Here is a 14394-nt window from a genome sequence, read left to right as displayed (position 1 = left end):
GCAGCCTGCCGGCCACGCCCCTTCCTCGGTCCACTCCCCCCGGAGTGTCGAAACTATCGCGACGCGAGGCGCAGCGGGCTCGATTTCGCGGCCCACTGGATGTTTTCGGCGCCGCCCATCTGGCGGATGAAGCACACCTGCCCCTGCGCTTTCAGTTGGCGGCACATCTCGGTCGCGTCGCCGCGCGTTGCCAGGCCGTTGACCGTCAGGCGATAGAAGGTGCGCCCCTTCACGACCGCCGCATGGCTGGACGCCGGGAAGCTGGTGAGCATGCTGTTCCGCTTTTTCAGCACGTCCCATTTTTCCTTGGCGATGCCAAGGCTGTCATAGGCGCCGAGCTGGACGGCCCAACCGTTCGGCTTCTTGGAATTGAAGGCGGCGGGAACGATCCGCGTCGCGAGCTCGAGCGCCTGCGCCTGCGCGGGGCGCACGGTTTCGGCGGGTGCGCCGGGTGCGGCGCGATAGGGCGCTGCGTCGGCCATGATCACGTCCGGAGCCGCTGACGGCTGCGGCAGTTCGGTCACCGGGACGACGCCATTCTCGTCGCGCTGCGGCATCGGCAGTTCGACCGTACGGATGCTGGTGTCGGCGCTCGCCAGCACGGGCGGCGGCGGGGCGTAGCTCTCGACCGGCGCCGGGTCGGCGGCGGCAAGCACGACCTTGTCGTCCGCCGCGGCGGCCATCCGCAACTCAGGCGCATTGGCCAGCGCGAGACGGACCGGCATGCCGGTGTCGGCCTTCGCCTTCGTGCCGATCAGCGTCGCGACACGCAGGCGCGCGTCGGGCTGCGATGCGAGTTTCGACCATTCGCCCATGCGCGCGTCGAGCTTTGCGAGCGACAGATCCTGCGCGGCGAGTACGCGGGCCTGCGCCCAGCGGCCCGACAGCGCGAAGGCCAGCGCCAGATTCTGCCGCGTGCGGGCGCTCGCGCCCTCGGCACGCGCCGCTTCGGTCAGGACATAGATCGCCGATTCGCTGTCGCCCGCCAGCGCCAGCGCCAACCCGGCGTCGGGCGCGGGCACGGTCGCCTGGTGGGCATTCAGCAACGCGACGGCATCGGGCGTCTTGCCCTGCGCAATCTGCGCCAGCGTCAGCGCAAGGATGGTGTTCGCGTCGGTCGCACCGAGCTCCATCGCCTCGGTAAGCGCCGCCGCAGCCGAATCGAAACGGCCGTCGTTAAGATAGGCCTGGCCGAGCAGCGCGCGATAGCCGGCGTCGCGCGGGCTTGCGGCAACCGCGGCTTCGGCATGGCCGACCGCCTTGTTCGCCTTGCCCTTTTCGAGCGCGACACGCGCCGCACCCGCCGACTTTTCGGCGACCGTCGGCTTGTTCGAAGCCGAGGCGAGCGTGCCGTTCCCAAAGGTCGTCACGCCGAGGACGAAGCCCGAAATGGCCAGCTTCATCAGCATGTTGCGTTTCATGGTCAGTCCCCCTTGTGCATCGTCCGGCGCGTCGGACGCGCCGCCGGGAGGCGGCTTGCCATCGCGTCGATTTCGGGCAGCGTCGACAGATATTCGTCGAGCAAATCGGTCAGGATCACCTGCGAAGACCGGTTGGTCACCGCACTCGCCAGCCGCAGCCGCAGATGGCGCTCGGCGTCGAGGCGCAGCGTGAACGCCGCCTTTTCGCGGGCGCGCAGCGCGCGTGGCCCCCGCTCGACGGGGCGCTGTTCGACCTTGCGCGCCACCGCGGCGACGCGGTCGACCAGCGATTCCTGCTGGCGGACGACCTCGGGGATCGCCGGCGGTTCGGCCCGATAGGCTTCCTCGTTCGCCAGTGCATCGGTGAGTTCGTGGCCGGCGCTTTCATCGACCGCATGTTCGGCCTCGGCATTGTGCGCCAGCACCGATCCGGCCAGCATCGGCTTCAGGTCGACCATGTTCGTCGGTTCGGCCGACTGGTCGGGATCGACATCATATCCCATGTCGTTCCAGCCAAGGTCGTCGTAACCGGTGGTGTTCAGCGTCGCGGGGCCGCTGCCCAGCGGCTGGCGGCGCATGGCGGGGCGCGCGGCGCCCTTGCGCGCCAGCAGGCCGGCGCTCAGCGATGCGAGGGGTTTGGGTTCGCCCATCATTCCGGCTCCCCTTACTGGCCCGCGATGCGGCGGCCGAAACCGCCGCCCATCGGACGGACCGCGCCGTAACCCGCCTGCGAAGGCAGCGGCGCCGAGAAGATGGTGCGGCGGAAATTCTTCTCCAGCCGGTCGTTCATATAGGACCAGAGCTGGCGGATTTCCTCGGCCGAGCGGCCGTTGGGATCGACTTCCATCACCGTGCGGCCGTCGATCATCGACGCGGCATAATCGGTGCGGTGATGCAGGGTGACCGGGGCGACGGTGCCATGCTGCGACAGCGCGACCGCGGCCTCGCTGGTGATCTTTGCCTTCGGCGTCGCGGCGTTGACGACGAACACCAGCGGTTTGCCCGCGCGCTCGCACAGGTCGACGGTGGCGCCGACGGCACGCAGGTCGTGCGGGCTCGGGCGCGTCGGGACGACGATCAGTTCGGCAACGCCGATAACGCTCTGGATCGCCATGGTGATCGCCGGGGGCGTATCGATGACGGCCAGTTTAAAGCCTTGCTGGCGCAGGATTTCGAGGTCGGAAGCAAGCCGCGCAACGGTGGTCTGCGCAAAGGCCGGCAGGTCGGTTTCGCGTTCGTTCCACCAGTCGGCAAGCGAACCCTGCGGATCGATATCGATCAGCACGACCGGTCCGGCGCCGGCAAGCTGCGCCTGCACCGCCAGATGCCCCGACAATGTCGTCTTGCCCGACCCGCCTTTTTGTGAAGCCAATGCCAAAACGCGCACGACTGTCCCCCTCAAAACCTCAATCGCGATGGGGAATGCCACGCAGGCCGCTAAAATTGGGTTAACGATGGCAAAAAGAGGGTGAACGACTTCTTCGCACCTATGGTAAACAAAGACTTAGTGAATAACTGTCCCGGAACGGATCAGGATTCGCGCACCCCTTACCCGTCGCTAACGCGCTGTTAGCCATTTGGGGTTAGGGCAGCTTCGGGACTGCACACCGCCAAGGGATATCGCCCCTGCGCGACGCAAGTCATTGGAGAATAAAGATGCGTTCATTCCGCACCGCCCTTTTGCTGGCGCTCCCGCTCGTTTCGGCGGCGATGCTCGCCGCCCCCGCGCACGCCGATGTCAAACAGGGCGTCGAGGCATGGCAGGCGGGCGATTATCAGGCGGCGGTCGCCGAATGGCGCCCGCTCGCGCTGGCGGGCGACGCCGATGCGCAGTTCAACCTCGGTCAGGCATACAAGCTCGGCCGCGGCGTGCCGTCCGACCTCTCCCAGGCCGAAGCCTGGTACCGCAAGGCCGCCAAACAGGGCCATCTCCAGGCCGAGGACAATCTCGGCCTCATCCTCTTCACTGCCAATCGCCGCGACGAGGCGATGACCTATATCACCCGGTCGGCCGAGCGCGGCGAACCGCGCGCGCAATATGTCCTCGGCACCGCGATGTTCAACGGCGACCTCGCGGCGCAGGACTGGCCGCGCGCCTATGCGCTGACCAAGCGCGCCAGCGACGCCGGGCTCGGCATCGCTTCGGCGCGGCTCGCCCAGCTCGACAATCTGATCCCGCTCGAACAGCGCCAACGCGGCCTCGCGATGCTTCCCGAAATGGAAAAGAGCGAACAGCGCGCGCGCCTCGCCGCGGTGAACGCCGCCGCGCCGGCGCCCGCCAAGCCCGCGCCGTCGCCGGTCAAGACCGCCAGTCTGCCCGCATCGCAGCCCGGCACCAGCTACACCCCGCCGCCGGTGATCACGCCCGCGCCCGCTCCGGCGCCTGTCCCGGTTCGCGCGCCTGCGCCTGCGCCCGTCGCCGCAGCACCGGTCGCCGTGCCTCCGGCGCCCGCCCCGCTTTCGTCGCCCGCGGCCGAAGCCGCTGCCGCCGCAGCCGTTCAGGCGACCGCTAACGCCGCCGCCGCGACCGCTGCCGCCCCCGTTCCCGTCCGCGCCGTGCCGACGCCGATCCAGACCGCCGCGATCCCGCCGTCGCAGCCCGCCGCCGCGCCCGTGCAGCCCGGCACCACCTATGCCGCGCCGCCCGAAAGCGGCGAACTGCCGCTCGCTGCGGCCCCGGCTCCCGCGCCTGCGCCTGAGCCCGTTGCGGCCTCACCCGCGCCGGTCGAGGCCGCACCGCCGCCCGCTCCGGCGCCTGCCGCCGCACCGGCGCCCGCCCCGGTCCGCCACGCCGCCGCCAGCCCGTGGCGCGCGCAGCTCGGCGCCTTCGGAGTCGAGGGCAACGCCCGCAAACTGTGGCTCAGCCTCGAAAAGAAGCATCCCTCCTTCGCCGCCCGCCAACCCTATCTGGTCCAGGGCAAGCTCACCCGCCTGCAGGTCGGCGACTTCGCCAACAAGGGCGAAGCCGAAAGCTTCTGCGCCACCCTCCGCAAATCGGGTCAGGCCTGCCTCGTCGTCGACAAATAGCCGGTCGGCGCATCGGTTCGGGATAGAGAACGGACATTCGCCCCCTCCTCTCGTCATCCCGGACTTGATCCGGGATCTTCAGCCGCGCCGTCGCCATGGACCCCGGATCAGGTCCGGGGTGACGATAAGGGATAGGGCCGTGATCGGTCTTTAGCCGTCGCTGTCACCAGATCGGCAGCGAACGGCCGGTATGGGGTGGAAAGCGGACGGTTGCGGTCGGAATGATGTGGTTAGGATGTAAAGATGCAGGGGAAACAATTTCCCATCTCCTAGTTGTCTGGCTATTCTGGCCTCCATGCTGGTGGATGAAAAGGACGCAGGGGGACGAAGGCTGTCTACTGCCGACGCAACACGCGCTCGCATTTTGACCTCCGCTCAGCACGCGTTTTCCTCGCGGGGTTATGGGGACGTGGGCCTGAGAGCGATTGCCGCGATGGCCGGTTGCGACACGACCCTCATTCAACGCTACTTTGGACCCAAGGAGCGTCTATTCGAGCGTGCGCTGGCAGAGACACTCAACGTGGGGCCACTTCTCGACGGACCGCGCGAGACCTTCGGAGCACGAGCCGCCGCCTTTTTTGGGCGTGAACGCGGCACCGACGTTCAACCCGTCCAAATGCTGATCTTTGCAACGTCCGACCCCACTTCGCGCGCCATCGCACTTCGTCTCATGGAACAGCAGGTTGTGCAGCCAATCGCCGATTGGTTGGGCGGTTCTGCTGCGAGGAAACTGGCGGTTCGCATATCAATGATCTGTAGCGGATATTTTTTGTACAGCCGCATACTCAACCTAGAGCCCGAAACCGCTGATGCTGGTGACATGACAGATCAATGGTTAGCCGAACAACTTCAGATGGTTGTCGAAAGCTCCCACTAGCCACGCTCCCCACATGCGCTTATGTCCACACCTGTGGACACGATTCGTGTGGCGAACAAAGTTGGGGAGAATGCGAAAATGAGAGCCATCGAATTTAACATCGATGTGACGCCCGCTGTCGAACTTGGGGAGGACGCGCACATAGCCGTCACCGTGACGCTGCCCGATCCCTCAACCATGCCGTCCCCACCTATCGTTTGCTTTGCCAAACCCGGCGGTGGTTATTCCCGCGGTTATTACACGGTTGATCTACCCGGTCCCGCTCGCGGCGCGCAGGCGGATTGGCACGCACAGCGCGGCTGGATTTTCGTCTCTGTCGATCATCTCGGCGTCGGTGACTCCAGCATCCACGACGCCGCAAAACTCGACTATACGACGACGGCCGCCGCCAATATGGCGGCAGAGACGGAAATATTGCGTCTTCTGGCCGAGGGCGCATTAGTCGAGGAATTTCCAAAGATTATCGATCCGGTCAAAATCGGCATCGGCCAATCGATGGGAGGCTGTCTGACTATCATCCAGCAGGGACGCTACCACTGCTACGACGGCATTGCAGTGCTCGGCTATTCAGCGGTGCATACTCATCCACCCGTGCGCCCTGGGACAGAACCGATTGTCGCGCCATGGCTGCCACGCGACACGCTGCTTCACGGCGCTGTTCCCGTTGTGGTGAACGCGGGGGCCGTCCAGCGCTTCAAAAGCAAGATGGCAATAGGGGGGGATGCCGCTTCAGCGGTAGCCGAGCATCCGATGCTATGGGGATTTCATTTCGCCGACGATTATGATGCCGAAATGAAATCAATCGCGCTGGTCGACCTTGCGCGGTTCTTTCACATCCATGACCCAGCCAGACAAGTGGGCGTCGTCTGCCAACCGTGGGGATCATTAACGACGCCAGGAGCGGTAGCTCAGAGTTGCCTAACGCCAGGAGCGGTTGCGCCTGAGGCTGCTGCAGTCACCGTGCCGGTGCTCGTCGGGATGGGTGAACGAGACACGACAGCGGATGTGCCAGGTGAGCCTCGCGCTTATCGATCATCACCCTCTGTCGACATCTTTGTCTGCCCACGGATGAGTCACATGCATAACTTTGCAGCCACGCGCGGCTTGTTTTGGGAGCGTATCGCTCGATTTGCCGATTGGGCCGCTTTCTACAAGATGAGCAGATAAGGCGCGTCCCAATGAGTGCCGGATATGATGAAGCGCCGCTTACGGTCCGCAATCGGTCGTTACCGGTCATTCGATCCCGATCGGCGGCGAACGGCGACTTTGGGGTGGAAGCGGACATCAGCCGCGTAATTTTTGCCTCTGCCAACTTTCTCGACGGGCTAGGTGAGAGATCGAACTAAAGTAACTCGTCCCAGCCCAAAGATAATAAAGCAGAATGGTCCCAAGGATGAACGCGAATACCCAGAAATTGTCCGGAAAGAGATTGTAGCCGCCGCGGCCTAGGCCGCGTTGACAAAAGACTTCAGCCATAGCCGCGTGGCGGCGAGGTTTAGGAAGCTCTCGAACGAGAGAAGGGTTTTGTCATATCGAGTGGCGATGCGTCGTTGCTGTTTGAGCTTTCCGAACATGCGCTCGACGCGGTTGCGGTCCTTGTAACGGCGATAGTCGGGATGCTCTGGCACCTTGCGGTTCGAGCGGGGCGGGATGATCGGCAGGATGCCCCGGGTCAGCAGGCTTTCCCGGAAGCGATCACCATCATAGCCCTTGTCCGCGAGCAGCGCCTTGGGTGTGGCGACGGGGATCGCCATCAGCGGTTCGGCAGCGGTGTAATCAGAAGCCTCGCCGCCGGTCAGGATGAAGCCGACAGGCAGTCCTTGATTGTCGCAGCGGGCGTGGATTTTGCTCGTAAAGCCGCCGCGTGATCGACCAAGAGCGTTCGCACAAGCCCCCCTTTTCCGCCCGCTGCCGAAACATGGCCGCGAACGCTGGTGCTGTCGATCATATGTTGCCAGTCGTCGGTCAGACCCAGATCGACCAGCGTTTGCAGCAGGGCATCCCAGACACCCTGTTCGGCCCAGCGCCGGAAGCGGACATAGACCGAGTTCCACTTGCCGTAGCGCTCGTGCATGTCGCGCCAAGGGCAGCCGACCCGCAGCACGTGAAGCATGCCGTTGAGAAAGCGACGATTATCGCCCGACGGCCGCGCCCAGCGACCACGTTCAGGCGGCAGCAGCGGCCCAATCAGGTCCCACTCCGCATCCGACAAATCCCCGCGACCCATGACTGATCCTCAAAAAGCAGTCTTGAATCAGAAGGAGGAGGATTTGGGAATCCCTTTTGTCAACACGGCCTAAGAGCGCAGCCGCAGCGCCGAAACAACCTAGATAGCAGCACCGGAAGAATGCCCCGCGTGGGCTGTATACTCGGCGTTCGACTTCGCCACTGTCTTGATTAAAATACATTGCTCCAATCTGCGCTGCTGTCTGAGATGTCGACGCTTCGACTCCAACAGCGAATGCAATGACGATCAGTGCCCATGCCACTGGATTCTCGCCTAGTAAGAGCCACAAGCCTACACTCAGCGTGAGCGCTATTCCGGCCATAAACCACAGAAAATTTGGAGAACGGTAGTTGAGCATGCTGTGACAGTGCACCGTTATGCCAACGTCCGCAATCGGTCGTTTTCTGACATTGCCCCGACCAGCGCCGTGCGGCGATTTCGGAGTGTTAGCTGCCTTCCGGGAAGTCGCTGTCCACTACTCCATATGCGGCAATTTCGCGCCCCTCCTCGCCTACTTCTCTCGACCAATCTACGAGGGTAACGACCTCGCAGTGGAGCCGCCTTCCATCATCCCAACAAAGACTCAACTTGGCAGCCGGGGGGATGGAGATTCCGTCCAGCTCCGTCGCATGTTCCTGTGCGTTATAATTGGGGTTGGGACAGAAAAGGCCGCCCGCAACGGCCATCCCGCCGTCCCATTGCCTTAATGCCACCGTCCCGATGGCGGTGTTCCCAGCACGAACGACAAAGGGGCTTTCCGACATCGGCTAAACATACCGTCAACTTGATCGTTCGCAACCGGTCAAACCCGCCTCCCCGGCCACCCCCCGTCACGCCGCCATGCGCAGCCGGTTCCGGCCCTCGCGCTTGGCGCGGTACAGCGCTTCGTCGGCGCGGTGCAGCAGGTCTTCGACGCTGGCTTCGCCGCCATAGACCGCCAGCCCGATGCTCACAGTCACGCGCGCGGGCCCGTCGCCCGACCGGTCCTCGGCCTCGATCGCCTTTCGCACGCGTTCGGCGACGATCTCCGCTCCCTGCGCGCTCGACCGCTGGAAGACGCAGACGAATTCCTCGCCGCCGAAGCGGCCGACCATATCCTCTTCGCGCAGCGATGCCTTGGCGCGCTGTCCGACGCGGCGGATCACGACGTCGCCGACGGCGTGGCCATAGCTGTCGTTGATCCGCTTGAAATGGTCGATGTCGAAAATCGCGACAGCCAGCGGCGCGCCATTGTCACGCGCGCCGATCAGCGCGCGTTCGAGGAAGGCGAGCGTGTGGCGCCGGTTCGGCAGCCCGGTCAGCAGGTCGGTGTTCGCCGCTTCCTCGGCCGAATTGCGCGCCGCCTCCAGCGCGCGGGCATTGTCGACCGTCTCGGTGATGTCCTGGATCGTCCCGAAAATGCCGACCGGCCGTCCCGAGCGGCTGAATTCGATCGAGCCGTGCGACACGATATCGCGGATTTCATCGTCGTGCGGGCGGATCACCTGCCCGCGATACTCGAACGGCACCCCGTCGCGGACCGCATCCTCGAGCGTCTGGCGCAGCCGCGTGCCGTCACCGGGCATATAGAGGTCAAGGCTGCCCTCGATGCTCATTTCGGTGCCCGGATCGAGCCCGTGGATACGATAGGCCTGATCGGACCAGTGGATCGTCCAGCGCACCAGGTCGACGCGCCAGTGGCCGACCAGCGCCGCGGCCTCGGCCTGCAACAGCCAGCGGTTGCTCTGTTCGAGCCGCCGCGACAGCCGCTGCCGCACGACGAGCAGCGCCGCGAGCGGCAGCACCGTGCCGAGCAATGTGAGCAGGTAGAATTGCAGGAAGAAGACCTTCATCTTCGGCGCCGCATCGATGCCCGCGATCGGACCATAGCCTTGCCCGGTCAGCAGCGACGCGATGATCGCGACGACCAGCATGCCCGCCGCGGCGCCGAACGGGCCGAGCCGATAGGCGGCGGCGACGACCGCGACGCAGGGGACGAAGGTCACCGGAAATTGCGACTGCGAAAAGGACGCCGTCGTCACCAGCGCCGCGAGCGTCAGGATCACCATGGACTCGACGCGCATCGCCAGCGGCATGTTGCGGAGCGCTTTCGATTCGGCGAGCCGGGCGAGCATGATGATCGGCGGCGTGACGATCAACATGCCGAGCGCGACCGTCGTCAGCCACGACAGGAAGAAGTCGGCGCTGCCGCCGGTGAGTGCCCATGCGATCGCCGCGCTCACCGTGCTCGCGGACAGCGCCGCGACACAGAAATTGCCGACCGAACGCGGCACCATGAACGACAGTTCGCCCGCCTCGCGGCGGCGCAGCACCCACAGCGCGATCGCGGCCTCGGCGCCGTTGGCGAGCGAGAAGGCGGCCGACGTCCACAGCGGCGATCCGGCCATCATGTTGGCGGCAAGACTCGCCGCGGCCATCGCGGCAAAAGATGGCAGCCTGGCATGCGACGGCATCAGCAAAAGCAGCGCGAGGAAATAGCCGCTCGGCGGCCAGATCGCAGCGATATTGTCGGCACCCTTCGTCGCGTACAACGACAGGCTCGCCAACAGATAATAGCCGAGCGCCGTGGCCGAAAACCAGAAAGCCGCCTCGACTCTTGGGGGGAGCGATCGCGTCATGCCCCCAAAATCGCCGAAACTGGCAAATAAATTGCTAAGATTGCGGCGGGTTGCCGCATGCGACGGGAGTGGCGAGGTACGACTGGAAGCGGGCTTTTCTTTATCGTCACCCCGGGCTTGACCCGGGGCCTGCCTTTTCTTTCGAGCGTACCAAGGCAGGCGGGTCCCGGGTCAAGCCCGGGGTGACGGCGGTGACGGGGGCTACGTCCACTCCCGCGGCACCTCAGGCGACCCCGCCAAAGGTCAGCGCGACGACATCGGCAACTTTCGCCTCGTCCCATTCGATGCGGCGGTCGAGGATCAGCATCGCCAGGCCATGGACGAGCGACCAGGCGTGGAGCGCCGCGACGTCGGGGTCCTTCACTCCGGGCAAAGCCTCACCGACCCCGGCGCGCAGCAGGTTGTACGCTGTCTCGCCGCCATCGCCGCCGGTCTCGCGATAACGCTCGGGGATCTTGCGCGTGAAGCTCAGGCGGAACAGCGCCGGTTCCTCGTGCGCGAAGCGGACATAGGCGATGCCGGTGGCCTTGAACCCCGCGCTGCCGCCGCCCGCTTTCAACCACGCCTGCGCCTGCAATGCGCCGAGCCGCCGCAGCCCCTCGTCGGCGAGCGCGTCGAGCAGCGCCTCCTTGTCGGGGAAGTGGCGATAGAGCGCGGTCGCGCTCACTCCGACGTCGCGCGCCAGCGCGCGCAGCCCCAGTTCGCTTTCGTCACCTGCCGCGAGCCGTTTCATCCCCGCCGCGATCACCGCCGCGCGCAGGTCGCCATGATGATAGGCGCCCTCGGCCTTCGGTTTCGCTTCCGGACGCGCCTTCGCATTTTTCATGTTGACACTGTTACCTTTGTTCGCCATATATGTTGTCACTGTAAACATATCGAGTCGTCCGCGCAAGCCCACGCTGTGCGGCACTTTCGCCAACTTCCGCTCGAGGAGCAACATCATGGCCAGCAGCGTCGAAACCCTGATCCGCAGCGCCGTCACCAAGGGCATCGTCAAGGTCGCGGACTTCAACCGCAAGCGCCTCCCCCGCCCCACCGACGCGCACCCCTATCTCACCGGCATCCACAAACTGATGACCGAGGAACTGACGCTCGAAGCGCTGCGCGTCGACGGCGAGATCCCCGCGGCGCTGAAAGGCCGCTATCTCCGCAACGGCCCCAATCCCGCTATCGCCCCCGATCCCGCCAGCTATCACTGGTTCACCGGTGCGGGCATGGTCCACGGCATCCGTATCGAAGGCGGCAAGGCCGACTGGTATCGCAACCGCTGGGTGCGCGGCAGCGAAGCTTGCGCCGCACTCGGCGAGGCGATCCCGCCCGGACCGCGCAGCGACGGCAACGACGCGCCGAACACCAATGTCGTCGGTTTCGCCGGCCGCACCTTTGCGATCGTCGAGGCCGGCGGCAAGCCGGTCGAGCTCAGCGATACGCTCGAAACCATCGCGCACAACCCGTTCGACGGCACGCTCGCCGGTTCCTACACCGCGCATCCGCACCACGACCCGTTCGCGAACGAGACGCACGCGATCACCTACGCCGGAAACAACCCGAACCAGGTGTGGCACGTCGTCCTCGACGCCGACGCACAGGTGATCCGCGAGGAAGCGATCACCGTCGCCGACGGGCCGTCGATCCACGACTGTGCGATCACCGAAAACCATGTACTCGTCTTCGACCTGCCCGTCACCTTTTCGATGAAGTCGCTGCTCGCCGGCTATCGTTTTCCCTATGAATGGAACGACGCGCACCCGGCACGCGTCGGTCTGCTTCCCCGCAAGGGCCGCGGCGACGAGATCGTCTGGGTCCCGGTCGAGCCCTGCTATGTCTTCCACCCCGCCAACGCCCATGAGACCGCCGACGGCAAGGTGATCGTCGACGTCGTCGCGCACGAAACGATGTTCGCGCGCTCGAAACGCGGCCCCGACAGCGAGCGGTCGCGGATGGAACGCTGGACGATCGACCCCGTCGCCGGAACGACGGTGCGCACGGTCGTCCACGACCATGGCCAGGAATTTCCGCGCTACGACGAGCGGCTGACGACGCGCCCCTACCGCTATGTTTACAGTGTTTCCTTGCCCGAGGGCGAGGCGGTCGAGATGATGATCGCCGACACGCGGCTATTCCGCCACGACCTTGAACGCGGAACCACCGACACGCGCGATTTCGGCCCCGGCCGCCATCCCGGCGAATTCGTCTTCGTTCCGCGCAGCGCCGATGGCGCCGAGGATGATGGCTGGCTGATCGGGCTCGTCGTCGACATGAACGACGAAACCACCGATCTCGTCATCCTCAACGCCGACGATTTCAATGGGCCGGCACAAGCCGTCGTTCATCTGCCGCACCGCGTTCCGCCGGGATTTCACGGCAACTGGGTCGCGGACTGACGAGACCGCGGCGCCACATCAGCATTTCGGTCACTGCCAGCGACCGCGCATTGTCGACATCGATCGCCGTCGCCCCGTCGCTCACCAGCAACGGGGCGATATCGACCTTCAGGTGGCGCGAGATGCGCTGGAAGATATGGTGGATCGGTCCCAGCCCGAAACGAAAGCGAAGCAGGTTGATGAGGCCGAATGCCTGCATCACGCGGATCGGCTTCTTGATGAACTGCCCGCCGCCGCGGAACGCCTCGACGGCGCGCAAGGCGTGGCGATCACCGATCCAATAGGCGTTGCAGTTCGACACCGCCACGTCCGAAAATTCATAGAAGCGCCGCTGCCCCTCGGGATGGGCGGCCAACACATCCTCGCGCCGCGCGAGCGCCACTCCGGCGCCGGCGCCCAGCCGCGCCGCCTCGCTGCCGATCTCGGCGATTGTCGCGGGCGTGAGCAGGCAATTGTCGGCGGTCGTGATGAACAACGGAAATTCTGCACGGTCGGCGACGGCCAGGACCGAGTCCGCCAGATTGTCGGCGGCCGGAACGATGACGAGCCGTTCGCCGAGCCGCTCGACCACGGGGTCGGCCAGATCGTCGAGCAAGCTTTCATGGGTCGAGACGAATATCCGCGCCGCATCGGTCTGAGCCGCGCTGTCGAGCACATGCGCGATCATCGCCCGGCCTGCCACGGGGACAAGGCATTTGTCGCCGACCCCATGCGCTTCGGCGAGCGCGTCGACGGCACCCGGACGGCGACCGGCAAGGATCAGGATCGAACCGCTCATGCCGCATCCCTCCGCGCAAAACCGACGAGCTGGCGGATCATGCTTTCAGACACGATCGTCTCGATCAGGTCGGCCTGCGTAAAGCCCGCCGCGACCGCCGCGCGGCCGAAGACCTTCTCCGACCACAGGTTGCAGTTGAGATTGACTTCGAGCAGCCGGATATCGCCAGTCGAGAAATCGACGCGAAATTCGAACCGTCCATAATCGAAAGGCCGGAATATCTCGGCCATCTCCGTCGTATAGCGGGTCAGCCGCGCGCCGATCTCGGCATCGTCGAACAGCTTCAGGCTGTACTTCTGGCTGCGGTCGACCAGATCGCGCTTTTCTTGATAGGTGCGCAAATGGCTCGGATCGGCCTGCTCGAAGATCATCATCGGAAGCATCGCGGGTGCGCCGTCGATCGTGACGACCGGCACCTCGACATCGCTGCCGTCGATGAAGGGCTCGACGATCGCATCATGATCGAGCGCCTGCACCTCGGCGATCGCCTGCGCCAGTTCGACCCGGTCGTGCGCATCGCGAATGCCCCACGACGCCGAACTGTTGTTCGGCTTGATCACCCAGCGCCGCGCCGGCGGACAGCGCGACACGTCGATTGGCGCCCCGCGACGAAACAATCCCCAAGGGGCGGTCGGAACGCCCCGCGCTGCGGCTTCGAGCTTGGTGAGATGCTTGTCGTCCGACAGTCCGCGGACGATCGGCGAGGCGCCCACATAGGGCAGGCCCAGCCGGTTGCAGAGCAAGGGCAGCAACATCTCGCTGTTATAGAAGCCGCCGCGATTCAGCAGCGCAAAGACGAAATCGGCATCCGGGCGCGCAAAGAGGTCGGCATAATTGTCGGCAACGACGAGCGGCATGCCGAGCCCTTCGAGTATCTCGCGCGTCTCGCGATGGTAAAGCGCGTGATTACCGTCCTCGCTATGGAGTCCGCCGGTCCATTTCGCATGTTTGGCGATGAAGAGAAGCCGCTGGGTATCGCGCAGGCGATCCGGCAGCCGGGTCGGGGTGAGATCGGTGGTTCGCATATGACGCTCTGACCATAGTCAGGTTTCATGCCGATGA

The 14394-nt window shown here is 65.0% G+C and carries 11 protein-coding genes and 1 pseudogene; 4 read left to right on the top strand and 8 right to left on the bottom strand.

From position 1 onward, the window contains the following. Nucleotides 1-53: 53 nt before the first annotated feature. Genes AN936_RS04760 through AN936_RS04750 form a run of 3 tightly spaced genes read right to left on the bottom strand, consistent with a single transcriptional unit; the run spans nt 54 to nt 2808 of the window. Nucleotides 54-1421 (bottom strand): SPOR domain-containing protein, encoded by a 1368-nt coding sequence (locus tag AN936_RS04760; protein ID WP_054587135.1) that lies wholly within the window; start codon nt 1419-1421, stop codon nt 54-56. Between the two features lie 2 nt (nt 1422-1423). Next, the gene (locus AN936_RS04755) at nt 1424-2071 is read right to left on the bottom strand and encodes a hypothetical protein (protein WP_054590108.1); all 648 of its coding nucleotides are present in this window, start codon (nt 2069-2071) and stop codon (nt 1424-1426) included. A gap of 14 nt (nt 2072-2085) precedes the next feature. Further along, a complete protein-coding gene (locus tag AN936_RS04750; RefSeq protein ID WP_054587134.1) occupies nt 2086-2808 on the bottom strand; it encodes a ParA family protein in 723 nt (240 codons plus the stop codon). Between the two features lie 269 nt (nt 2809-3077). Here AN936_RS04750 and AN936_RS04745 point away from each other — a divergent pair, with 269 nt between their 5' ends. From AN936_RS04745 to AN936_RS04735, 3 genes are all read left to right on the top strand, one after another. Then, nucleotides 3078-4448, top strand: coding sequence for an SPOR domain-containing protein (locus AN936_RS04745; protein ID WP_054587133.1), 1371 nt, complete (start codon nt 3078-3080; stop codon nt 4446-4448). Nucleotides 4449-4743: 295 nt separating this feature from the next. Beyond that, nucleotides 4744-5325, top strand: coding sequence for a TetR/AcrR family transcriptional regulator (locus AN936_RS04740; RefSeq protein ID WP_054587132.1), 582 nt, complete (start codon nt 4744-4746; stop codon nt 5323-5325). Between the two features lie 33 nt (nt 5326-5358). After that, nucleotides 5359-6492: a hypothetical protein gene (locus tag AN936_RS04735; protein WP_149037589.1), complete on the top strand. Its 1134-nt coding sequence runs from the start codon at nt 5359-5361 to the stop codon at nt 6490-6492. A gap of 278 nt (nt 6493-6770) precedes the next feature. Here AN936_RS04735 and AN936_RS23970 read toward each other — a convergent pair. From AN936_RS23970 to AN936_RS04710, 3 genes and pseudogenes are all read right to left on the bottom strand, one after another. After that, nucleotides 6771-7552 (bottom strand): annotated as a pseudogene (locus tag AN936_RS23970) (IS5 family transposase). Between the two features lie 830 nt (nt 7553-8382). Continuing rightward, nucleotides 8383-10170, bottom strand: a complete 1788-nt coding sequence (locus AN936_RS04715; protein WP_054587128.1) for a sensor domain-containing diguanylate cyclase — start codon at nt 10168-10170, stop codon at nt 8383-8385. 223 nt (nt 10171-10393) lie between these two features. Further along, nucleotides 10394-10996, bottom strand: coding sequence for a TetR/AcrR family transcriptional regulator (locus AN936_RS04710; protein WP_234715745.1), 603 nt, complete (start codon nt 10994-10996; stop codon nt 10394-10396). Between the two features lie 115 nt (nt 10997-11111). Between AN936_RS04710 and AN936_RS04705 the strand changes: the two genes are divergently transcribed. Then, nucleotides 11112-12554, top strand: a complete 1443-nt coding sequence (locus AN936_RS04705; RefSeq protein ID WP_054587127.1) for a carotenoid oxygenase family protein — start codon at nt 11112-11114, stop codon at nt 12552-12554. Here AN936_RS04705 and AN936_RS04700 read toward each other — a convergent pair. Next, nucleotides 12475-13332, bottom strand: a complete 858-nt coding sequence (locus AN936_RS04700) for an NTP transferase domain-containing protein (RefSeq protein WP_084758177.1) — start codon at nt 13330-13332, stop codon at nt 12475-12477. The two genes, AN936_RS04705 and AN936_RS04700, sit on opposite strands and share 80 nt — an antisense overlap. Further along, a complete protein-coding gene (locus AN936_RS04695) occupies nt 13329-14357 on the bottom strand; it encodes a D-alanine--D-alanine ligase family protein (protein WP_054587126.1) in 1029 nt (342 codons plus the stop codon). The genes AN936_RS04700 and AN936_RS04695 overlap by 4 nt, the downstream gene beginning before the upstream one ends. Nucleotides 14358-14394 lie beyond the last annotated feature (37 nt).

The organism is Sphingopyxis macrogoltabida (assembly GCF_001307295.1).
Classification (GTDB): Bacteria; Pseudomonadota; Alphaproteobacteria; order Sphingomonadales; family Sphingomonadaceae; genus Sphingopyxis; species Sphingopyxis macrogoltabida_B.
Note: the sequence above shows the minus strand (reverse complement) of the source record. Positions and strands in the feature narration are given on the sequence as shown.